Origin of the sequence: Rhodococcus spongiicola (assembly GCF_004011835.1) — a bacterium.
Lineage (GTDB): Bacteria > Actinomycetota > Actinomycetes > Mycobacteriales > Mycobacteriaceae > Prescottella > Prescottella spongiicola.
Map to the genome: position 1 here is coordinate 714850 of NZ_RKLN01000001.1, position 21780 is coordinate 736629.

21 protein-coding genes are annotated in these 21780 nt (G+C 66.3%); 8 read left to right on the top strand and 13 right to left on the bottom strand.

All coding sequences use genetic code 11. The annotated features are described in order from the left end of the window. Positions 1-13 precede the first annotated feature (13 nt). The 6 genes from pstB to EF834_RS03370 form a co-directional block, all read right to left on the bottom strand. On the bottom strand, positions 14-790 hold the full coding sequence (gene pstB / locus EF834_RS03345) for a phosphate ABC transporter ATP-binding protein PstB (RefSeq protein WP_127945743.1): 777 nt from the start codon (positions 788-790) through the stop codon (positions 14-16). Positions 791-885: 95 nt separating this feature from the next. Next, on the bottom strand, positions 886-1791 hold the full coding sequence (gene pstA / locus EF834_RS03350) for a phosphate ABC transporter permease PstA (RefSeq protein ID WP_127945745.1): 906 nt from the start codon (positions 1789-1791) through the stop codon (positions 886-888). A gap of 3 nt (positions 1792-1794) precedes the next feature. Further along, a complete protein-coding gene (gene pstC, locus EF834_RS03355) occupies positions 1795-2847 on the bottom strand; it encodes a phosphate ABC transporter permease subunit PstC (protein WP_127945747.1) in 1053 nt (350 codons plus the stop codon). 60 nt (positions 2848-2907) lie between these two features. After that, a complete protein-coding gene (gene pstS / locus EF834_RS03360; RefSeq protein ID WP_127945750.1) occupies positions 2908-4026 on the bottom strand; it encodes a phosphate ABC transporter substrate-binding protein PstS in 1119 nt (372 codons plus the stop codon). A 226-nt stretch (positions 4027-4252) separates the two neighbouring features. Beyond that, complete coding sequence (mshD, locus tag EF834_RS03365) at positions 4253-5173, bottom strand: mycothiol synthase (protein WP_127945752.1); 921 nt, start codon at positions 5171-5173, stop codon at positions 4253-4255. Beyond that, positions 5174-5950 carry a winged helix-turn-helix transcriptional regulator gene (locus tag EF834_RS03370; protein WP_127945754.1) on the bottom strand — a complete coding sequence of 259 codons (777 nt, stop codon included), beginning with the start codon at positions 5948-5950 and terminating at the stop codon, positions 5174-5176. It lies immediately after the preceding gene. Between the two features lie 140 nt (positions 5951-6090). Between EF834_RS03370 and EF834_RS03375 the strand changes: the two genes are divergently transcribed. The 4 genes from EF834_RS03375 to EF834_RS03390 all read left to right on the top strand — a co-directional run bounded on the left by EF834_RS03375 (position 6091) and on the right by EF834_RS03390 (position 9257). Beyond that, positions 6091-6873: an LmeA family phospholipid-binding protein gene (locus EF834_RS03375; RefSeq protein ID WP_127945756.1), complete on the top strand. Its 783-nt coding sequence runs from the start codon at positions 6091-6093 to the stop codon at positions 6871-6873. A gap of 344 nt (positions 6874-7217) precedes the next feature. Continuing rightward, positions 7218-8051: a sulfurtransferase gene (locus tag EF834_RS03380; RefSeq protein ID WP_127945758.1), complete on the top strand. Its 834-nt coding sequence runs from the start codon at positions 7218-7220 to the stop codon at positions 8049-8051. 5 nt (positions 8052-8056) lie between these two features. Then, positions 8057-8362 carry a DUF1416 domain-containing protein gene (locus tag EF834_RS03385; RefSeq protein WP_127945760.1) on the top strand — a complete coding sequence of 102 codons (306 nt, stop codon included), beginning with the start codon at positions 8057-8059 and terminating at the stop codon, positions 8360-8362. A gap of 295 nt (positions 8363-8657) precedes the next feature. Then, complete coding sequence (locus tag EF834_RS03390; RefSeq protein ID WP_408014468.1) at positions 8658-9257, top strand: FABP family protein; 600 nt, start codon at positions 8658-8660, stop codon at positions 9255-9257. A 68-nt stretch (positions 9258-9325) separates the two neighbouring features. Here the strand turns inward: EF834_RS03390 and EF834_RS03395 are convergent, their stop codons facing one another. The 6 genes from EF834_RS03395 to EF834_RS03420 form a co-directional block, all read right to left on the bottom strand. Further along, the gene (locus tag EF834_RS03395) at positions 9326-9628 is read right to left on the bottom strand and encodes a putative quinol monooxygenase (protein ID WP_127945764.1); all 303 of its coding nucleotides are present in this window, start codon (positions 9626-9628) and stop codon (positions 9326-9328) included. A 444-nt stretch (positions 9629-10072) separates the two neighbouring features. Further along, entirely contained in the window at positions 10073-11800 is a 1728-nt protein-coding gene (cydC, locus tag EF834_RS03400; protein WP_127945766.1) for a thiol reductant ABC exporter subunit CydC, read from the bottom strand. Next, positions 11790-13529: a thiol reductant ABC exporter subunit CydD gene (gene cydD / locus EF834_RS03405; protein ID WP_127945768.1), complete on the bottom strand. Its 1740-nt coding sequence runs from the start codon at positions 13527-13529 to the stop codon at positions 11790-11792. The genes cydC and cydD overlap by 11 nt, the downstream gene beginning before the upstream one ends. Before the next feature lie 13 nt (positions 13530-13542). Further along, the gene (gene cydB / locus EF834_RS03410) at positions 13543-14580 is read right to left on the bottom strand and encodes a cytochrome d ubiquinol oxidase subunit II (protein WP_127945770.1); all 1038 of its coding nucleotides are present in this window, start codon (positions 14578-14580) and stop codon (positions 13543-13545) included. Positions 14581-14589: 9 nt separating this feature from the next. After that, positions 14590-16095, bottom strand: a complete 1506-nt coding sequence (locus EF834_RS03415; RefSeq protein ID WP_127945772.1) for a cytochrome ubiquinol oxidase subunit I — start codon at positions 16093-16095, stop codon at positions 14590-14592. A 155-nt stretch (positions 16096-16250) separates the two neighbouring features. Next, on the bottom strand, positions 16251-17111 hold the full coding sequence (locus EF834_RS03420; protein WP_127945774.1) for an aminodeoxychorismate lyase: 861 nt from the start codon (positions 17109-17111) through the stop codon (positions 16251-16253). Between the two features lie 86 nt (positions 17112-17197). Between EF834_RS03420 and ygfZ the strand changes: the two genes are divergently transcribed. The 4 genes from ygfZ to EF834_RS03440 all read left to right on the top strand — a co-directional run bounded on the left by ygfZ (position 17198) and on the right by EF834_RS03440 (position 20313). Next, positions 17198-18328 (top strand): CAF17-like 4Fe-4S cluster assembly/insertion protein YgfZ, encoded by a 1131-nt coding sequence (gene ygfZ / locus EF834_RS03425; RefSeq protein WP_127945776.1) that lies wholly within the window; start codon positions 17198-17200, stop codon positions 18326-18328. After that, the gene (locus tag EF834_RS03430; RefSeq protein WP_127945778.1) at positions 18325-18969 is read left to right on the top strand and encodes an MOSC domain-containing protein; all 645 of its coding nucleotides are present in this window, start codon (positions 18325-18327) and stop codon (positions 18967-18969) included. The genes ygfZ and EF834_RS03430 overlap by 4 nt, the downstream gene beginning before the upstream one ends. A gap of 2 nt (positions 18970-18971) precedes the next feature. Further along, positions 18972-19925, top strand: coding sequence for an asparaginase (locus tag EF834_RS03435; RefSeq protein ID WP_127945780.1), 954 nt, complete (start codon positions 18972-18974; stop codon positions 19923-19925). A gap of 187 nt (positions 19926-20112) precedes the next feature. Next, positions 20113-20313, top strand: a complete 201-nt coding sequence (locus EF834_RS03440) for a DUF3073 domain-containing protein (RefSeq protein ID WP_127945782.1) — start codon at positions 20113-20115, stop codon at positions 20311-20313. A 270-nt stretch (positions 20314-20583) separates the two neighbouring features. Here EF834_RS03440 and purM read toward each other — a convergent pair whose 3' ends face one another. Next, complete coding sequence (purM, locus tag EF834_RS03445; RefSeq protein ID WP_127945784.1) at positions 20584-21663, bottom strand: phosphoribosylformylglycinamidine cyclo-ligase; 1080 nt, start codon at positions 21661-21663, stop codon at positions 20584-20586. Positions 21664-21780 lie beyond the last annotated feature (117 nt).

Below are 21780 nucleotides of genomic sequence, written 5' to 3' on the forward strand. Positions count from 1 at the left end.
ATCAGGCGGCCGCTCAGCCGAATCGGCCCGAGATGTAGTCCTCGGTCGCCTTCTTGGAGGGGTTCGAGAAGATCTTCTCGGTGTCGTCGATCTCGACCAGCCGACCCGGCTTACCGGTGGCCTCGAGGTTGAAGAACGCCGTCTGGTCACTCACACGCGCAGCCTGCTGCATGTTGTGCGTGACGATGACGATCGTGAAGTCCTGCTTGAGTTCGGTGATGAGGTCCTCGATCGCGATCGTCGAGATCGGATCCAGCGCCGAACACGGCTCGTCCATCAGCAGCACGTCGGGTGAGACCGCGGTGGCACGTGCGATGCACAGGCGCTGCTGCTGACCACCGGACAGGCCACCGCCCGGCTTGTCGAGACGATCCTTGACCTCGTTCCACAGGTTCGCGCCCCGCAGCGACCGCTCGGCAATCTCGTCGAGCTTCTTCTTGTCGCGCACGCCCTGGAGCTTGAGCCCCGCCACCACGTTGTCGCGGATCGACATCGTCGGGAACGGGTTGGGACGCTGGAACACCATGCCGATCGTCTTGCGCACACCCACCGGGTCGACATTGGAGCCGTAGATGTCCTCTCCGTCGAGCAGGACCGAGCCCTCGACTCGGGCACCTGGCGTCACCTCGTGCATGCGGTTGAGCGACCGCAGCACCGTCGACTTGCCGCAGCCCGACGGACCGATGAACGCGGTGACACTGCGCGGGGGGACCGACAGCCCGACATCGGCGACGGCGTGGAACTTGCCGTAGTAGATGTTGACGTCCTTGAGATCCAGACGCTTGGCCATTCAACGGCTCCCTAGTGGTGTGGGCGTTAGCTCGAGTATCAACTGACAGGGTTCGGGACGTGGGCCGATCGGTCCGATCGACGCGGTTTCGGTACTCACTGTTTGCGCACCGACGTGAAGTGACCGATCACCTTCGCGATCACATTGAGGAGCGCGATCAGCAGGATCAGGGTCAGCGCCGCGCCCCAGATCCGGTTGGAGCCGGCATCGGTCGGGTTGTTCATCTCCGCGACCATCACACCCGGCAGGGTGCCCATCTCCCCACCGAACAGGTCGAAGTTGATGAATGGGGCGTAGCCGACCAGGATCAGCAGCGGAGCGGTCTCACCGAGCACACGGGCCAGGGCCAGCATGACACCGGTGATGATGCCCGGCAGCGCGGTCGGAACGACGATGCGCGCGATGGTCTTCCACTTCGGTACGCCCAGTGCGTACGACGCCTCCCGCAGGTCGGTCGGCACGACCCGCAACATCTCCTCGGTGCTGCGGACCACCACCGGAACCATCAGCAACACCAGGGCGAGGGACACTGCGAACGCCGACTTCGGGAAGCCGAAGGTCGCGATCCACAGCGCGTAGATGAACAGGGCTGCGACTATCGACGGGACACCCGAGAGGATGTCCACCATGAAGGTCGTGAGTTTGCCGAGACGCGAGTTGCCTGCGTACTCAACGAGGTAGACGGCTACGAACAGGCCGAGCGGAACAGCCAGGATCGCGCACACGAGTCCCTGCATGAGGGTGCCGACGAGGGCGTGGTAGACACCGCCACCCATGGCGGAGGCGGACAGTCCGCTGAACGAGTTCGTGAACCACGTCTGCGACGTGATGGCCGGCAAGCCCTCGACGACAACTGTCCACAGCACCCACACGAGCGGCACGAGTGCGACGACGACAGACAGAGAAACGAGGATCGTCGCGGTGAGATCGGTGACTCGGCGCCGGATCCCGACGCCCTGGAACGCGGGCGCCTTGATCGGCTTGTCGAGAACGCTGGTCATCGGTCAGTCTCGCTTTCCTGCGATCGCGGCGCGGGCGGCCGCATTGACCACGAAGGTGAGCACGAAGAGGACCAGACCGGCGGCGATGTAGGCGCCCGCCTGGATGTCGTTGTTGAACTCGGCGTATCCGAGCGCGATCTTGGAGGCGATCGTCGAGCCGGAATCGTTGAGCGAGAGCCATGTCGCCGGTATCGAGGTGGTCCGCAGGATCATGTACAGCGCCATCGTCTCACCCAATGCGCGCCCGAGGCCCAGCATCGATCCGCTGATGTAGCCGGACTTACCGAACGGAATGATCGTGGTGCGCACCACTTCCCAGCGGGTGGCTCCGAGCGCGAGCGCCGCCTCGATGTGCGACTTGGGAGTTTGTGCGAAAACCTCGCGAGTGACCGCCGTGATGACGGGCAAGATCATCACCGCCAACACGATGCCGGCGGTGAAGACGGTGCCGCCGGCGTCGATCGAACCGGAACCGTCCGCAAAGAAGGGGATCCAGCCGAGCTGCTCGTTGAGCCACATCGCGACCGGCGCGGCGGCGGGCGCGAACACCAGCAGACCCCACAGGCCGTAGACGATGGACGGCACCGCGGCGAGCAGATCAATCGCGTATGCGAGAGGTCGCGCGAGGCGCGGCGGCGCGTACTCCGTGAGGAAGATCGCGATACCCAACGCGACCGGCATCGCGAGGATGAGCGCAAACACCGAAACCTTCACCGTCGTGATGAACAGGTCCATGACGCCGAACGCCATGTCGTCGATGTTCGTGGTTTCCCACACCCGACTGGTGAGGAAGTTGGCCTCGTTGCGCTGGAGCGCGGGGACCGCGCGCCAGACCAAGAAGACGCCAACCGCCGCGACGAGCAGTGTGACGAAGGCCGCAGACCCCGACGCTAGTGACCCGAAGATTCGGTCCGCAGGACGCGTGACCGTCTTGCTCTTCGTTGCTTGTGAAGATGTGATCGGGGCCTCCGGAATGCCGCTCGGACCGCCCACCTCGGCCCCGCGGTCCGCGGGGCCGCTGGCGCGTGGTGTCGACTGTGTACTCGCGTCAGTCATCTGCGCTCATATTTCTCTGTCCGAATATAGACGGGCGGTCCGAGGGTTGATAATTCGAGATCAGCCGATGGCCGCGATCGACTCGTCGAGCTTGGCAACGAACGATTCCGGCAGCGGCACGTACCCCTGCTCACCCAGGGTCTGCTGGCCCTCGTTCGCGGCGCTGGTCAGGAACGACTTCACCGCAGCAGAGGTTTCGGCGTCGTAGCCGGCAGAGCACACGATCTCGTAGGTCGCCAGGACGAGCGGGTAGGCGCCGGCCTCGGTGGTGCCGTAGATCGACGTCAGGTCGAGCGTCATGTCACCCGTGCCCGAGCCCGCGAACGCCGCGTCCTCGATGGCCTTCGACGCTGTCTCCAGCGACAGCTCCACCGGGCCGGATCCGGTGTCGATCTGCGCGGCCGGCAGGTTCTGCTGATCGGCGAACGACTTCTCGACGTAGGTGATCGAACCGGGATCGGACGAGACGGCCTGCGCGACACCAGCCGAGCCCTTGGCACCTTCACCGACACCACCCACGAAGTCCGAGCCCGCGCCGGCGGTCCATGCACCGTTGGACGCGGCCATCAGGTACTTCTGGAAGTTGTCGGTGGTGCCCGAGGAGTCGGAACGGGAGATCGGGCTGATCTCCTCGTCCGGCAGCGCAGCATCGGGGTTGAGCGCGGCGATGGCCGGATCATTCCATCGCGTGATTCCACCGTTGAAGATCTGTGCAATGGTCTCGCCGCTGAGTACCAGGTCGTCGACGCCGTCGAGGTTGTACGCGAGCGCGACCGGACCGAACACCAGGGGCAGGTTCCATGGGTCATTGCCCGCGCAGCGCTCCTTGGCCAGTTCGGCCTGCTCCCCCGAGATGGCGGAGTCGGAGCCCGCGAAGTCGACCTGGTCCGCAATGAACTGCGTGCGACCGTCTCCGGAGCCGCTGGGGTTGTAGGCGACGTTGACGGACGCGCCCTTCTGCTGGCAGGCTGCGATGTAGCTGGAGGTGAACTGGTCCATCGCGTTCTTCTGCGCGGACGAGCCTGCCCCGGAGAGCCTTTCCTTACCCTCGCACGACGCCTCCGATGCGGAGGTGTCGACGGTCGACGATCCAGCGTTGTTGTCGCTGCCGCACGCCGCCAGGGTCATGGCGCCGACGGCCACCACTCCGAGTAGTGCGCCGTTTCGCTTGAGGTTCACCCTTGTCCTCCGCTGTTCTAGCGTCTCGCCCGCAATCGGGCGGCATGGAGGTGCGGGCCGTACATGTCCGCACCGGGCAGCCCTGCGCTACCCAGCCCAGAAACTAAGGAACCGCGGTAGCCAGTTGGGCCCTGTCCGGTGAACGGGAGATGAACACCCCAGGGGAATTTCGCGACCTACGTCACACAGGCGGCCACACCAATCAGTCAGGCCCCGACGCGCGCGATCAAGCTCGGGCCGCGTACGCGACGTCGATGTGGAACGGCTCGAACCCGAGCCGCTCGTACGTGTGCAGCGCCGCGGTGTTGTCACCCTCGACGTACAAGAGCGCCGTGCCGAGACCCCGGTCCCGCAGGTGGTGCAACCCCGCCAGGGTCAGCACACGGCCCAGGCCCCGCCCCTGAGCCTTCGGATCGATCCCGACGACGTAGACCTCCCCCAGCGCGAGGCTGCCGTTCTCCGGCGGGTGCACCTTGGTCCAGTGGAAGCCGAGCAGACGGCTCGTGTCCCCTCCGGTATCTCCGCCACCCGGGTATGCGAGGAACAGCCCCTCCGCGTCGAACCATGCCTCGGCGCGACGCTCGTCGATCTCGCGCTGTGTCCACGTCCCCTGCTCCGGATGCCAGGCGAACGCCGCCGCATTGACCCGTAGCAACTCGGCGTCATCCTCATGGCCACGGTAGGTCCGCAGTGTGACCCCGTCGGGGACGACGAGGTCGGGCAGTTCGGGTGTCGTCAGCGAACGCCGCAGCTGCAACAGCTCACGGGCACCGACGAGGTCGAGCCGCCGCGCGACGGCGATCGCAGCCGGAAGATTGCCGTGCGCCCATACGCGAGTGTCCGGCCCGCCCGCCTGCAGCACCTCCGCGACCAGCCGCCCACCGATGCCGGCACCGCGGGCCGACGGATCCACGACAACCTCGGCCATCGGCGGATGGTCGCCGTGACCCGGCTCGAGCTGGGCGTAGCCGACGACCTCGCCATCGACGATGCTGACCAGGTGCCGAGCGTTGCCGGATCCGTCGAGAGCGTGCACAGCCTGCTCGGACACCGGTGCGGTCCCGTCCTCGACGGTGGCTCGGTCGATGAGACGGCGCACCACCTCGACCGCCGGTGAATCGATCCAGTCGAGCTGTTGGCTCTTCATCTAATACGCCGATTCGTTGGTAGGGGTCAGGTCCGCGGTGTCCGACTCCGGCTCCGAGTCCAAATCCGAGTCGGTAGGTTCGCCCTGAGTCCCGGACCGGTTCGTGGTACGCGCGGGACGCACCGCCTTGTATCCAACGTTGCGGACGGTGCCGATGAGGGACTCGTACTCGGAACCGAGTTTGGCGCGCAGGCGCCGCACGTGAACGTCGACGGTGCGGGTGCCGCCGAAGAAGTCGTAGCCCCACACTTCCTGCAGCAGCTGAGCCCGGGTGAATACCCGTCCCGCGTGCTGGGCCAGGTACTTGAGGAGCTCGAACTCCTTGTAAGTCAGGTCGAGGGGGCGGCCGCGCAGTCGCGCGGTGTACGTACCCTCGTCGATCACCAGTTCGCCGAGAGTGATCCTCCCCGCCGATTCGGGACTTTCCGGACCGCCGTTGCGGCCGACGAGCAGGCGCAGCCGCGCATCGAGCTCGGCAGGTCCCGTCGTCGGGAGCAGGATGTCGTCGAGACCCCAGTCCGAATTGACCGCGACAAGGCCGCCCTCGGTGAGCACCGCGACCACGGGGACTGCCGATCCCGTACTACCGAGCAGCCGACACAACCCGCGAGCAGCCGCCAGGTCGGTTCGCGCATCGACGATCGCCACGTCCGCAGAACCCGCCTCGAGCAGGGACGACACTTCTGTCGGAGCGGGGCGCACGGAATGCGACAGCAGAGCCAACGAGGGCAGCACCGTCTCCGGATTGGGGTCGGAGGTCAGAAGAAGTAGCTCCACTCAACCTCCCTCTCTCGCGGCGCGGGTGCCGGCGAAGGACCGACACCGAGTGGACCGACGTTCTTGTTCGCGGACAGATTAGCGCGACTTCGCAGCTTACCGTCCCACCGGTACCTGGCATCGCCGGTAAGAATGGTGCAGTGCGGAAACTGATAATCGGACTGGCGTGCCTTATCGGACTCGTTGTGGTCGTCGACTTCGGCGCGGCCGCCTACTCCGAGTACCAGGTCTCGCGTGCCCTGCGCGAGGGCGGCTCCCTCACCGCCGACCCAGAGGTCACCATCCACGGATTCCCGTTCCTCACCCAGGCGTGGAACGGGAAATACAACGACGTCGAGGTGCGGGCGCGCCAGGTGCCGAACGAGATGATCGGGGACGTGACGATCGAGGCGACGCTGAACGGGGTGTCGGTCTCGGCCGCCGAGATCGTCGACGGGTCGGTTCACGAGGTACCGGTGGACCATCTGGAAGGTCGGATGATGATCGACCCCACCGATCTGGGAAAGTTCCTCGGCATTCCCGACCTGCAGGTTTCCGCTCCGCCGGCGGACAGGTCCGACGGCACCGGAGGCTCCGGAGGCTCCGGCTCCCCGACCACCGGCGGCATCGTGTTCACCGGAACCGTGCCGGTGGGCCCGCTGCAAGAGTCGGTCAGCGTACAGGCCGACCTGGTGCTGCGCGGCGAACAGTTGATGATCGTCGCCACAGACTTCTATTTCGGGCCGGAGGGACAGGAAGACTTCTCGGTACCCGCTCCACTTCGGCAAGGCGTGCTCGACCGGTTCACCAAGACGATCGACCCGCAGTCCCTGCCGTTCGGCATCATTCCCACCGACGTCTACGCACAGGGCTCGCAGATAGTGATCGAAGGATCGGGCGACGACCTGATCATCAACCTCGACGAACTGCAGACGAAGGTGTGACTCGGGTCTTCTCGGACCCGGAGGCCCCAAGCCGTCGAGAATTGGGTACGCTGCACCACGTGTTCGCCAACCACGAGCTCATGCTCACCCGTCGCCGCGCAGTCGATCTGTGCCGCCTCGGTGGTTGTTGCTGTCCCTGCTGTTGATCGCGGCGGTCGACTCCTCGTCCCGTAACCAGCGTTCACATCGCTGACCGACGTTTCCCGTCCGTGATCGGTGACCTGCAGAATCCGCCCGCATATGGCCTGATTCCCGGGACCACCCCATCAAGATCCGCTCGAGCCATGCTCGCGCACCCTGTATCACAATTTCCCACTCGCCGTACGAACCCGAAAGGACAATCCATGGCTCGCTCCGACGTCCTGGTCTCCGCAGACTGGGCCGAGCAGAATCTCAGTGCCCCCAAGACCGTCTTCATCGAGGTCGACGAGGACACCGCCGCGTACGACGGTGGCCACATCGAGGGCGCGATCAAACTCGACTGGCGGAAGGACCTGCAGGACGGCGTGCGCCGCGACTTCCTGAACCAGGAGCAGTTCTCCGCGCTCCTGTCCGCGAAGGGCGTCGCCAACGACGACACCGTGGTGCTCTACGGCGGCAACAACAACTGGTTCGCGGCCTACGCCTACTGGTACTTCAAGCTGTACGGCCACAATGACGTCAAGCTGATCGACGGTGGCCGCAAGAAGTGGGAGCTCGACGGCCGTGCGCTGTCGAAGGAGACGGTCACCCGTCCGGCCACCGAGTACAAGGCCGCGACGCCCGACACCTCGATCCGCGCGTTCCGTGACGACGTCATCGCCGCGATCGGCTCGGCCAACCTGGTCGACGTGCGCTCCCCCGACGAGTACTCGGGCAAGATCCTCGCTCCGGCGCATCTGCCGCAGGAGCAGGCACAGCAGCGCGGCCACGTCCCGGGCGCCATCAACATCCCGTGGAGCACGACCGCGAACGAGGACGGCACCTTCAAGTCCGACGAGGACCTCGCAAAGTTGTATGCGGACAAGGGATTCGACGACTCGAAGGAGACCATCGCCTACTGCCGTATCGGCGAGCGCTCGAGCCACACCTGGTTCGTGCTGCAGGAGATCCTCGGCAAGAAGAACGTGAAGAACTACGACGGCAGCTGGGTCGAGTACGGCTCGCTGGTCGGCGCACCAATCGAGTTGGGAGCATAAGAGTTATGTGCGGAGCACCTGTTCAGACCCAGACCTTGCCCGCTGGCGTGAACGTCGAGACGGAGACGGTCATCACCGGCCGTGTGCTGTCCGCCGATGGCCAGCCGGTCGGCGGCGCGTTCGTCCGACTGCTCGACGGCACTGACGAGTTCACCGCCGAGGTCGTCGCCTCCGCGACCGGCGACTTCCGCTTCTTCGCTGCCCCTGGCGACTGGAAGGTGCGCGCGCTGTCCAGCTCCGGCAACGGCGATGTCCGGCTCAGCCCGTCCGGCGCAGGCGTCCACAATGTCGATGTGACGGTCGCCAAGTAGATCGTTCCTTGCCGTGGCCGAAGAGGGGCGTCGTTCCGACAGGAACGGCGCCCCTCTTCGATTTGACCCTCAGGACCCGGTCTAAGATGGGCGCCGTGGTCATTTTCTTCGAGGTTCTGCTTGTTCTTGCCGCACTCCTGATCACCTGGTTCTCGCTGTACGTCGTGTACCGGCTGGTCACCGACAAGCCGTGAGTCAGGGCCGGGAAACGGACCCCGAGTCGACGCCTCAACACCGTGACGGCGCCGATTCGCACGCAGTCCGGGGTAGCGGTGACCGCGCGGTCGCAGGCGCGGTGGAGCGTGCGAAGGAGACTGCGGGGCGCAACATCACGAACCTGCCGGATCTGCCGTTGACCGACACCGCCAACCTGCGCATGGGGCCGGACCTGCATCCCGGCATGCTCGCACTGCTGCCGATGGTGGGCGTGTGGCGTGGCGAGGGCGAGGGTCGCCATCCCGAGACCGGCGACTACCGCTTCGGTCAGCAGATCGTCGTCTCACATGACGGCGGCAACTATCTGTCGTGGGAGTCGCGTTCGTGGCGTCTCGACGAGACCGGCGGCTACGCGGGTCCGGATCAGCGCGAGACCGGCTTCTGGAGGGTTTCCGGCGACGGTGCCCCCGGCAGCGAGAACGAGGAAGTCCTCGAACTCTTGCTCACGCATGCCTCCGGCGTCGTCGAACTGTTCTACGGTGAGGCGCTGACGCAGTCGTCGTGGGAACTGGCGACCGACGTGGTGATCCGTAGCCAATCCGGTGAGCTGATCGGTGGCGCCAAGCGCCTGTACGGCATCGTCGAGGACGGCGACCTGGCCTACGTCGAGGAGCGTGTCGTCGCCGACGGCCCACTCGAACCTCGCTTCTCCGCTCGTCTGCAGCGCTACATCGGCTGAGAGACCGCTACATCGGCGAGAGACTACGGACGCTGATCGTGAGTCGCCGATGTGGCCACGAAACCGACTTACGTGGATTCTGAGATCGCCTTCAGAATATGCACCACCGGGGCACCCGTCAGGTGCTCCCCGAAGGTCTCCATCCACGCCTTGAAGTGCGGCGTCTGCAGGTGAGCGTCGAACGCCTCCGGACTCTTGTAGCGCTCAACCACGACGAAGGTTCTGTCGACGGTTGTGGATTCGAAAATCTGGTACGAGACGCAGCCCTCCTCGTTGCGCGAGGCCACCTCCAGTGGCGGGAACCCGTTTCGCACCACTTCCTCGGAGCCCGGCTTGGCTTGAACGGATGCGACGACATGCAAATCGGACATCGGTACCCTCTCGTAACCCAGCCACGGCGGGCCGGCCTGGATACCCATCAAGCTACTCGCCGAGTCCGTCGCTTCCGCGACGCTTCTCGGCGCGTCCGCAGCGCTACATCGGCTGAGTTCCCCGAACAGCAGCGACCCCCGAACCCGTCCATTGGCGACGCTCGGGGCGTCGCAGATGGGATTCCGGCCTGGACATGGCCGGAGGGTTCGGGGGTCGGGTAACTGCCTGGGATTCGCCAGCCGCAAGGCGGTCAGTGAATTCCGAGAGCTCCGCGGCTAGCTGGCAGCCACCTCACGTGTCCGTTTGTCATTCAACTTCAGACCACCTCCTTCCTCGTGTACGGAAGAAAGTACGCCCTCCCCCGAACTGTCGGCAATGGTTTTTTCAGTCAAAAGGGATCGGGGACAGGCGAACCGATCATGTCGGCGGAGCCGAGGCGGTGGTCAAGCGTGGCGAGCAGGATCGAACCCGACCGGATCGTCGGCACGGTCCCCCACGTCACCCCGGTCGCTGCCAACTGTCACGACTCTGTCCGCCCGCGTTTCCGGGGGCAGCTGATGCGTGACGAGGACCACCGTCCGATCTGCCTCGACCAGGGAGGACTCCCGGTCGAGGAGGGAACGAAGGATCGCCGCGCCGTCCGCGGCGTCGAGATGTTCGGTGGGCTCGTCGAGCAGCAGCACCCGGGCCGGCGACACCAGCGCCCGCGCGAGCAGCAGTCGTCGGCGCTGTCCCCCCGAGATCGCTCGGGCACCACCACCGAGCGGCGTGCGCACGCCGCGTGGGAGCTGGTCGACCCACTCCCCCAGGCCGACGGCACGCAACGCCTCGAGAGCGGCGTCGTCGGTCAGGTCACCCCGGGCCACCCGGAGATTCTCGAGGACCGACGTGTCGAAGATGTGGGCGTCTTCCGCGAAGAAGCCAATCGTGCGACGCAGGTCGTCCGGCCGGTAGTGCTCGAGCGGTGGTCCGTCAGCCGACACGGTCCCACCGCGGGGCGGCACCAGTCCGGCCAGCGTCATCAGGAGCGTGGTCTTACCGGCACCGCTGGCACCGACAACCGCGATACGGCTTCCCGGAGCGATGTCCAGGCTGACGGATGCGGTCGCGCGTTCGCTCCCCGGCCACCCACAGCGCAGCTCGCGGGCACGAATGTGGCCGGGCCCGGACGGCACCTCCGTCCCTTCCGGTCGTGGCTCGCCGGCGCGGTCGACGAGAGCGAGAATCCGCCCCGACGCGATCCGGGCCCGGGTCAGCGCGACAGCAGCCGCCGGCAGCGCGCCGGTCGCCTCGAAAGCGGCAAGCGGCACGAGCACCAGGATCGCGAGCGCCATCGGCGTCATCCCGCCGGGTGTGCCGCCGTCGGGTCCGTAGAGCGTGATGCCGATGAGCAGCGCACCCAGGACACTCGCCCCGATCGCGAGCGGCGTCGCGGCAGCAGCGAACGCCGCCTGCATCGTCGCGCGATCAGTGGCGCGGACGGCCGCCCGGTTCGTGGTTTCGGCGCGTCCGAGGACATCGCCGAGGCGACCGGCCACCCGTAGTTCGGCGGCGTGATCGAGCGCGGTTACGGCGGTCTCGCTGAACACTGCCGACTCAGCCGCGCTCTCCGACTCGGCCAGACGGGCCGCACGCGCTGACAACCACGGTGCGAGTACCCCAGAAACCAAGAGCGATGCCGCCAGGACGAGTGCGGCGCCCGGCGAGATGAGGCCGAGCAGCACGACCGCGCTCAGCGCCAGGACGGAGGCGACCGCGATCGGGATCAGTGCCCGCACCACCACGTCCCCAAGCGCATCGACGTCGGCACCGGTGCGGGCCAGCAGGTCTCCGCGTCGAAGACCCCCCGCGGCGGCCGGGTCACCGTCGGCGAGACGTCGATAGATCATCGTCCGCGCCGACGTCGTTCCACGGAGCGCAGCGTCGTGCGTCGCAAGACGCTCGAGGTAGCGGAAAACGCCACGGGAGATACCGAGGGCGCGCACGGCGACCACCGCCACCGTCAGGTCGAGCACTGGAGGCATCTGCCACGCCCGGGTGATCAGCCAGGCCGACAGAGCGGCGAGGGCGAGGGCGCTGCCCAGGGTCGCGACACCCGCGGCGATGGCGGCCAGAATCCGGCGCGGTGACAGGTCGAGCAGGCGGATCGCCCGCAGCAGATCACGATTCATGCGTCGCGTCGCCTTCCTTCAAGGCTTCGACTTCGATCACCCGATCACCGATGGCCAACACACTGGGCCGGTGGCCGACCACGACCACCGTGCGTCCGGCTCGGGCGAGTTCACGCAACGAGGTCAGCACCGTCCGTTCGGTGTCGTCGTCGAGGTGTGCGGTGGGCTCGTCCAGCAGTAGCACCGGCCGCGGCGACACCAGCAGTCGCGTCAGGGCCAACCTCTGACGCTGACCGAGGGACAGTCCCAGCCCACCGGCCCCGACCATCGTGTCCCATCGGCGCGGCAGTTCGAGCAGCACCGAATCGAACCCCGTTGCGCGACAAGCCTGTTGGAGAACGTCCGACTCGAGGTCGACGTCACCGACCAGTGCGAGGTTCTCCGCGAGCGTCCCCGGAACGATCACCGGATGCTGTGGCAGCCAGGCGATCTGCGCCCACCACTGCGCTGGATCGAGTTCGGCTACGTCGACACCGCCAACCCGGACCGAACCGTCGTCGGGGGAGGTGAGACCGAGAACCGTCTGCAATGCGGTCGACTTGCCGGACCCGTTGGCGCCGGTGAGCACCGTCACCTCGCCAGGGGCGCATCGTGCATTCAACCGGTTGGGGGCGGTGCCCGATCGCGAGCGTACGGTCAGCCCAGCGAGTTCGACGACGGCACCGCTCGCGTCGACCACGACGGTGCCGGACTCCTCGCGCCGCGGCGATCGGTCGAGCACACCGAATGCCCTGGTGGCGGCCGCGAGACCGTCCTCGGCAGCATGGAACTGCGCACCGACCACGCGGAGCGGCAAATACACCTCGGGAGCGAGAATCAGCGCGACGATGCCCGGTTCGAGGTCCATGTCGCCGAAGACCAGGCGCAGGCCGATGCTGACCGCGATCAGCGCCACCGACAGTGTCGCAAGCAGCTCGAGCACCATCGACGACAGGAACGCTACCCGCAGCGACGACATCGTGGTCTTGCGATGTGCGTCGCCGAGTTCCCGGATGCGGGCCGCCGGCCCGTGCTCGCGTCCGAGCGCCCGTAGTGTCGGCAGCCCGGCGATCAGATCCAACAACTGTCCCGACAGCCGAGTCAGCGCGGCCAAGGTCTGCTCGGACTTCCCCCTGGTGAGAAGTCCGATGAGGATCATGAACACCGGGATCAGCGGCAGCGTGACGACGACGATCATCGCCGAGGTCACATCCTGGAAGAGGATCACCACGAACGTCGCCGGCGTCAGCGTCGCCGCCAGGATCAGCGCGGGAACGTAGCCGGTCAGGTACGGCGCGAGTGCTCGCACTCCCCTGGTCAAGACCGTCGCGATCTCGTCGCGGCGCGGGTCGAGCTCTCTCGGCGGCATCCGCACCGCCGCCCGTAGCACCTCGACCTCGAGTTCCGAGACCACCCGGTTGGCTGCCCGGTGCGTGTACCGCGCGTGCAGCCAGGCCACCAGCACCCTCACCGCCACGGCGATTGCCAGCAGAATCAGATCGGTGCGCCATTCCGCGACGGTTCGCCGGTCCGATGTGATGACCCCGGCGAGGATCGTGCCGATCAGCACAGCCGAGACGATCACCATCGCGACGTTGACAGCCGACAGCACCACCGTGAGAACCAGGTAGCCGCGCGCCGACGCCGAGTACTTCCACAGCCGGGGATCGACGGGACCTCTGCGTCGTCCCGCCTCTTCGCGCCCCGCCCGTCGTTGCGATCGGGCGGGGCGATCGGTCCGAGTGCTCATCCGACCCCGATGCTCATCCGGCCTTCGAGGATCCGGCCTTGGTTGGCAGCCCGATCGACGGCGGGATGTGCCTGGTGGAGATTCGCTTACGGAACACCCAGTACGTCCAGCCCTGATAGATGAGCACGATCGGAGTGAGGAACACGGCGGCCCAACTCATCACCATCAGCGTGTAGTGACTCGACGACGCATTCTCGATCGTGAGGCTGAACGCCGGGTCGGTCGTCGACGGCATCACGTTCGGGTACAGCGACGCGAACAGCAGTACGCTCGTGGCGATTACGGCGAGCGTCGTGAATGCGAATGCCCACCCTTCGCGCTCGGCCCGGGCCAGGAATGTGATGGCGATGACGGCAATGGCGGCGACCGCCACCAGGATCCAGGTCCAGCCCTTGCCGTAGGCCAGCTGGGTCCACAGCACGAACCCACCTGCGATCGGCACAGTGGGGATGGCGAGTTTCTTCGCCAGATCCGCGGCGTCGATGTGGACGTCGTCGGCTGTCTTGAGAGCGATGAACACCGCACCGTGCAGCGCGAACACCAGCGCGGTGGTGATCCCACCGAGCAGCGCGTACGGGTTGAGCAGGTCGAAGAAGCTCGACGTGACCTTCTTGTCCGCGTTGATCGCGACGCCGCGAACGATGTTCGCGAACGCGACGCCCCACAACACGGCCGGCACCCAGGAGCCGATCATGATCCCGAGATCCGCTCGCCGGCGCCATTTGTCGTCGTCGATCTTTCCCCTCCACTCGATCGCGCAGATCCGCAGGATGAGTGCGACCAGGATGATCAGCAACGGCAGATAGAAGCCGGAGAACAGCGTTGCGTACCAGTCCGGGAAGGCCGCGAACAGCGCCCCGCCACCGACGATCAGCCACACCTCGTTGCCGTCCCACACCGGCCCGATCGTGTTGATGAGCACCCGCCGACGTTTGTCCGTCTTGCCCAGCACCGACATCAGCATGCCGACGCCGAAGTCGAAGCCCTCCAACACGAAGTAGCCGGTGAAGAGCACCGCGATGAGAATGAACCAGAATTCTTGCAGTCCCATGACGGTCTCCTAGTACGCGAACGACAGTTGCTCTTCTTCGGACTCAGGCTCCCCCGGTCCGCCGCCCTTCGGTCCCTCGCCCGGCGGGTACTCGTCGTGCGGCGACGGGCCCTCGATCGCGTACCGCCGGATCAGGTAGAACCACACGACCCCGAGCGCGCCGTAGAGCAGAGTGAACACGATCAGTGACGTCAGGACGAGTCCGGCCGGATGGTCGGAGACGCCCTGGTCCACGGTGAGCCGGATCAGGTCGACTCCGGTCGGGTTAGGATGCACCACCCACGGTTGACGACCCATCTCCGTGAAGATCCAGCCGGCACTGTTGGCGAGGAACGGTGTCGGAATCGCGATGAGGCACAACCACTTGAACCAATTCTGGTCCGGGACGCGGCCCCTGCGGGTGACCCACAGACCGGCCAACGCGAGTGCGAGCGCGCCGACACCGAGGCCGATCATCGCGCGGAACGACCAGTAGGTGACGAACAGGTTCGGACGGTAGTTTCCGGGACCGAACTGCTGTTCGTACTGGGCCTGGAGGTCCTCGACACCCTGCAGGGTGACGCCGCTGAACTTGCCCTCCGCCAGCCATGGCAGCACACCGGGCACCTCGAGAACGTGTGTGACGCTGTCGCAGTTGTTGTGGGTACCGACGGTCAGGATCGAGAAGTCCGGATCGGTCTCGGTGTGGCACAACGACTCCGCCGACGCCATCTTCATCGGCTGCTGCTCGAACATGAGCTTGCCCTGCATGTCACCGGTGTAGATGATCGAGACACCGGCGATGATCATCACGAGCATGCCGAGTCGAGCTGCTGGACGGAACATCTCACGCGCATCCCGGACCAGGACCTCGGATTCCTCAGGTGTTGCAGTCTTGGACTTGCGCATGTTGCGCACCATCCACCACCCGGCGATGCCGACCACGAACGTCGCCGCGGTCAGGAAGCCGCCGGCGACCGCGTGGAGATACGCCGCGACCGCGGTGTTGTTGCTCAGCAGCGCCCAGATGCTCTCGAGTTCTGCGCGTCCGGTCTCCGGGTTGAAGCGAGCACCGACCGGATGCTGCATGAACGAGTTCGCGACGATGATGAAGTACGCCGACGCGTTCACGCCGATCGCGGCCAGCCAGATCGTCGCGAGGTGAACGCCCTTGGGCAGGCGGGTCCAGCCGAAGATCCACAGGCCGAGGAACGTCGATTCCAGGAAGAACGCGACGAGGCCCTCGAGTGCGAGGGGTGCCCCGAAGACGTCTCCGACGAATCGGGAGTACTCGCTCCAGTTCATGCCGAACTGGAACTCCTGCACGATGCCTGTCGCGACGCCGATCGCGAAGTTGATGAGGAAGAACTTGCCGAAGAACTTGGTGAGGCGGTACCAGTGGTCCTTCTTCGTCACCACCCACATGGTCTGCATGATCGCGACCAACGGGGCCAGTCCGATCGTCAGTGGAACGAAGATGAAGTGATAGACGGTGGTGATGCCGAACTGCCACCGGGAGACATCCAGGACATCCATGGCTACTCCGAAAACTCGACCCGTACGACAGGCTTCGGGATCGAGACGTGGGTGGCCGCTCGATCCCTGTTCACAAAGCTACTGCGACGTGAACATGCCCGCAGAGCTTGCTACTACGAAATGTAGTAGACCGTCCGGTTCAAGCCCAACTGGGGTCAGCCGACCCCGACCTCCTCCACCGCCAACTCGACCATCGAGGCCACATCTTCGGCGGCGGCCGAGGGCGGTAGCGCGACGCCGTCCAGGGTATGCACCCGAGCAGCGAGGGTTACGCTGGACACCATCCAAACCCCCTCCGCTGCAAGGAGATCGTCGGGGTACAAGGCTGCGTACTCGCACACGTACCCCTTGTCCGGCGCCACCTCGAAGAGAGCCTTCTGTGTGGTGCCGGCGAGGATGCCCTGCTCGGGCGGTGGAGTGATCAATTTCTTACCCCGAGCGATCACCACGGTCGACCTCGGACCTTCGAGAATCCTGCCCTCGCTGCTCGTGAAGACGACGTCGTCCACACCCCGTGCCTGCGCATACCGCAACGCTGCCATGTTCGTGGCGTACGACAACGTCTTCGCGCCTGCCAACTCCCACGGCGTGGTAGCAGACATGTCCACCGAGATGCCCCGCGGCAACGTCATCGCCGAGATCCCCTCTCGCCGGGCCCGCACTACCCGTTCAGCCACCGGGCCCACTGTCACGAACGCTGTCGGCGGCCCGCCCGACTCGCGTCCACGGGTCAGGACCAGGCGCATCCACCCTTCGCGGTCGCCTCCCCACTCCCGAACCGCCACCCCGGCCGCGTGCGTCCACGGTCCCGGCCCGATCCACGGCAACTCGAGGGCACGCGCCGAAGACTCCAGCCGCGCCAGGTGCAGCGCGGCCTTGCACGGTCTGCCGCCTCGCACCAGCAACGTTTCGAACACGCCGTCACCGCGAACCACGGCAAGGTCGTCTGCGTACAGGAACGGCGCGTCGGCGTCGCGTACCTGCCCGTCCAGCGTCACCAGCACCTGATCAGCCATGCCGACCACGATAGCCAGATCTGGCACGACCGGTAGTTCGGTGACGGTCGTCTGGCATGCGCGAATCCCGCTCATAGAATGGGACCGTGGCCGACACTCCGCGCGTTGCACCCAGTCCCCTGCTGTCCACACCCGGCGCCGTGCCGCCTCCCGAAGGTTCACCCGACACCGGCGTCGCGTGGCACTACGGCGACCCGTTCGCCGAGCAACGCGCTGCAACCGGGTCGGTTGCGGTCGTCGACCGCTCCCACCGGTTCGTCATCGCAATCTCCGGCGACGAGCGCCTGACGTGGTTGCACACCATCTCCAGCCAGCACGTCGAGGCGCTGCCCGACCGGACGAGCGCCGAGAACCTGGTGCTGGACGTCAACGGACGGATCGAGCACCACTGGGTGCAGACCGACGTCGACGGCGTCACGTGGATCGATACCGAAACCGACCGGGGTCCCTCACTGCTGAGTTTCCTGAAGAAGATGGTGTTCTGGGCCAAGGCCGAACCCCGTGACGGCAACGACATGGCGGAACTGAGCCTGATCGGTCCCGATACCAACTCCCCCGCCGTCCTCGCGGCGCTGGGCATCGCCGAACTGCCGCGCACCTACGAGGTGGTGCCCCTGGCCGGCGGCGGATTCGTGCGCCGCATGCCTTGGCCCACAACGGACTCGTTCGACCTGCTGGTACCGCGCGCCGACCTGACCCGGTGGTGGACCGCACTCACCGAGGCAGGGGCACGCCCGGCTGGGTCGTGGGCCTTCGAGGCCCTGCGAGTGGCCGGCCACCGGCCACGGATCGGCGTCGACACCGACGAGCGGACCATTCCCCACGAGGCCGGCTGGATCGGCGGCCCCGCCGAGCACGGTGCCGTCCACCTCGACAAGGGCTGCTACCGCGGCCAGGAGACCGTCGCGCGCGTCCACAACCTCGGCAAGCCCCCGCGACACCTGGTGATGCTGCACCTGGACGGTTCCGCTGAGGGCCGCCCCGAGGTGGGTGAGGCGGTGACCGCGGACGGCCGCACCGTGGGGCGTCTCGGCACCGTCGTCGACCACTTCGAGTGGGGACCCGTCGCGCTCGCACTGGTGAAGCGGACCGTGCCCGCCGACACCGCGCTGGTGGCCGGACCATGTGCCGCGTCGATCGACGCGGACTCGGTGCCGGCACACGACGAGGAGCAACCCGGCCGGGAGGCCGTCGACCGGCTGCGTGGCCGACGGTGACCGGCCGGGTGGAGGCGGTGTGTGTCGTATTCGCCGAACGCGACACCCCGAGCAAGCGTGCGCCGCGTACCGCCATCGACAAACGTCCCGTCGACGGTCCCGTGCTCGTCACGCCGGACGGGCTCACCGGTGACTACGTGTGTGACACCAAATTCCACGGCGGCCGGGACAAGGCGGTCTACGCCTATTCCGCAGCCGAGGCCGACCGCTGGGGCCGCGAACTGGGCCGGGCGCTCGCACCGGGCTGGTTCGGAGAGAACCTCCGACTGGCGGAGGTGGCCACGACGGACGCGGTGATCGGCACCCGCTGGCGGATCGGGAGCACCGAACTCGAGATCACCCATCCGCGGGTGCCGTGCGGAACGTTCGCGCACTGGACCGGCGAACCCCGGTGGATCGAGCGCTTCACCGCCCGCGCCGACGTCGGCGCGTACCTGCGGGTGCTGGCACCCGGACACCTGCAGGCCGGTGATCCGGTCGAGATCTTGTCGGTTCCGACACACGGCGTGACCGTTCGCGACGTGTTCGTCGGCGACGACCCGCACAAGCTGCGGGTCCTCCTCGCCCAGCAACCGAATCTCGCCGCGGTGGCCGAAACGCGCATCCGGAAGTTCCTGAATCGTGTGGGAGAGCGAGTGTAGTCGTGAGCGTCGAACTGGTGGAGGTTGTTCGGTCCGGGTTCCGGGAATGCGTTCACCGCGGGTCGCTCGTGGTGTTGGCGCCCGACGGTACGACGACACTCTCGCTCGGCGAGGTTCACACCCCCATCTACCCGAGGTCCTCGAACAAGCCGATGCAGGCGGTGGCGTTGCTCCGCAGTGGATTCGCCCCCGGGTCGAGCGAGGAACTGGCGATCGCGTCAGCGTCGCACGACGCCGAGCCCGAACACATCGAGCTCGTCGAGAAGCTCCTGCATCGGATCGGCCTCGACGAGACCTACCTGCTGTGTCCGCCGGACCTGCCGGCCAACGAGATGGCCCGCGCGGCGGTACTCGTGACCGGGAAGCCTCGGCGCGCCGTCTACATGAACTGTTCAGGCAAACACGCAGCGATGCTCGCCGCATGCGTAGCCAACGACTGGCCGCTGGACTCGTACCTGGACCCGACCCACCCGCTGCAGCAGATGGTCATCGAGACGATCGCCGAACTCAGCGGCGAACCGGAGTCCGAACTCGGCATCGACGGTTGCGGGCTGCCGATCATCCCCGTCTCGCTCACGAACCTGGCACGGGCGTTCTCGACGCTCGTGACAGCCAATGGCGACACGCCCGAACATCGAGTCGCCGAAGCGATCCGCATGCACCCGCACCTGATCTCCGGAACTAGCCGCGACGACGCGCGACTGATGCCTGCGGTGCCGGGACTGCTGTGCAAGGCCGGGGCCGACGGCGTCCATGCCGGGGCGTTGCCGGACGGCACCGCGTTCGCACTCAAGATCGACGACGGTCACGAGCGTGCCCGCCTGCCCCTGACCGCAGCCCTACTGCATCGGCTGGGTGTGACGTGGTCGGAGGATCATGCGGCGCTCGCGTCGCAGCCGGTCTTCGGCGGCGGCGCCCGGGTAGGCACAATACGAGCTATCCCCGGTGTGTTCTAGCCTGCACAGTTCTCACATCACACCAGTTCACGGGCCTACTGAGACGAACTAGACACAGCAGGTAGCGGGACCTGGAGGCGGAACGGACTTTTCCACGCTAGAGTGTTGGTCAGGAAAACATTCAACACTCAACGCGGGGCCGCCAAATTCCCCAGGCCGCCCCGCGAAAAGCGCGAGGGGGTCAGCCATGGGCCGCGGCCGGGCTAAGGCAAAGCAGACCAAGGTTGCACGGGAGCTCAAATACAGTTCTCCGGCCACGGATTTCGACAGCCTGCAACGAGAGCTCTCCGGCAACTCGTCGCGAAACGGCATCCTCGCGGATCAACGCGCCGATCAGGATGGTCGCTCTCACTTGGAAGAGGACGACTACGAGGATTGGCGACGCTGAACGTCGAACCGATACGTCTGAAAGCACCCTAATGAGGGGGAGCCATCCAGGGCTCCCCCTCATTAGTGGTACTCGTGTTGGTGTACGTGATCATCCCGGACGCCCGACGACGGTCGGGTGTCCGTGCGTGTTCGAAGTCCACCGCACTCGCGTTCCGGGGACCTCGGCTACAAGCCAGCTACCTACATGCCAGCTACCTTGGCGATCCGGTGCCCACCGGACCTGACGCGCAAGCGGTTCAGAAGCAGCTCTGTTCAGAAGCAGCTCTCTTCAGAAACGCGGATGATCGCCAACCAGAGCGGCGCGAACCGCGTCGGCGTCAGACGCCTTCCTGACGGTACCGAGCGTCCAGCAGTCGATATGGCGGGCCGTGAGGACCGCCAGCGCCCGATCCACATCTTCCGGCGCGACGATCGCGACCATGCCGACACCCATGTTGAATGTCTGCTCCATCTCGGCACGCTCGACGCGACCACGCTGCGAAATCAACGTGAACACCGGCGCCGGGCTCCAGGTGCCGCGGTCGAGTTCGGCGACCAAGCCCTTGGGCATCACGCGTGCGAGGTTGTTGACCAGGCCACCACCGGTTACGTGGCAGAAGGTGCGCACGTCGGCCTCGGCAGCGAGCGCAAGGCAGTCCTTTGCGTAGATCTTGGTGGGCTCGAGCAGTTCCTCACCGAGCGTGCGGCCGAATTCGTCGACGTGACCGGTCAACGACATGCGGTCGATCTCGAGCAGCACCTTGCGGGCGAGTGAGTAGCCGTTGGAGTGCAGGCCCGACGAACCCATGCCGATCACGACGTCACCGGGGCGGACCCGGTCCGGTCCCAACACCGCATCGGCCTCGACGACACCGACACCTGTTGCCGAGATGTCGTAGTCGCCGTCCGCCATCACGCCGGGATGCTCAGCCGTCTCGCCGCCGAGCAGCGCGCAGCCGGCCTGGATGCAACCCTCGGCGATGCCGCCGACGATCTCCGCGACCCGCTCCGGTACGACGCGGCCCACGGCGATGTAGTCCTGCAGGAACAGCGGCTCGGCCCCACACACGACAAGGTCGTCGACCACCATCGCGACGAGATCGAGACCGACGGTGTCGTGCTTGTCCATCGCCTGGGCGACGGCGAGCTTCGTGCCGACGCCGTCGGTGGAGGCCGCGAGCAGCGGCTCCTTGTAGTGACCCTTGAGCGAGAACAGACCGGCGAACCCACCGAGACCCCCCATTACCTCGGGGCGGCTGGCCTTCTTCGCCAGCGGAGCAAACAGCTCGACTGCCCGGTCGCCCGCTTCGATGTCCACTCCGGCGGCGGCGTACGAAGCGCCCTGCGTGCGGGTACTGTCCTCGGTCATTGGGTTCTGGCTCCAGCCTTGATTTCGGTGAACGTCTCCACTGACGCAATCACGGAAGTCACGCATACGCATGCATGCGCGTACGCGGCAAATACCTCGATTGCGCCCTTACGCTAC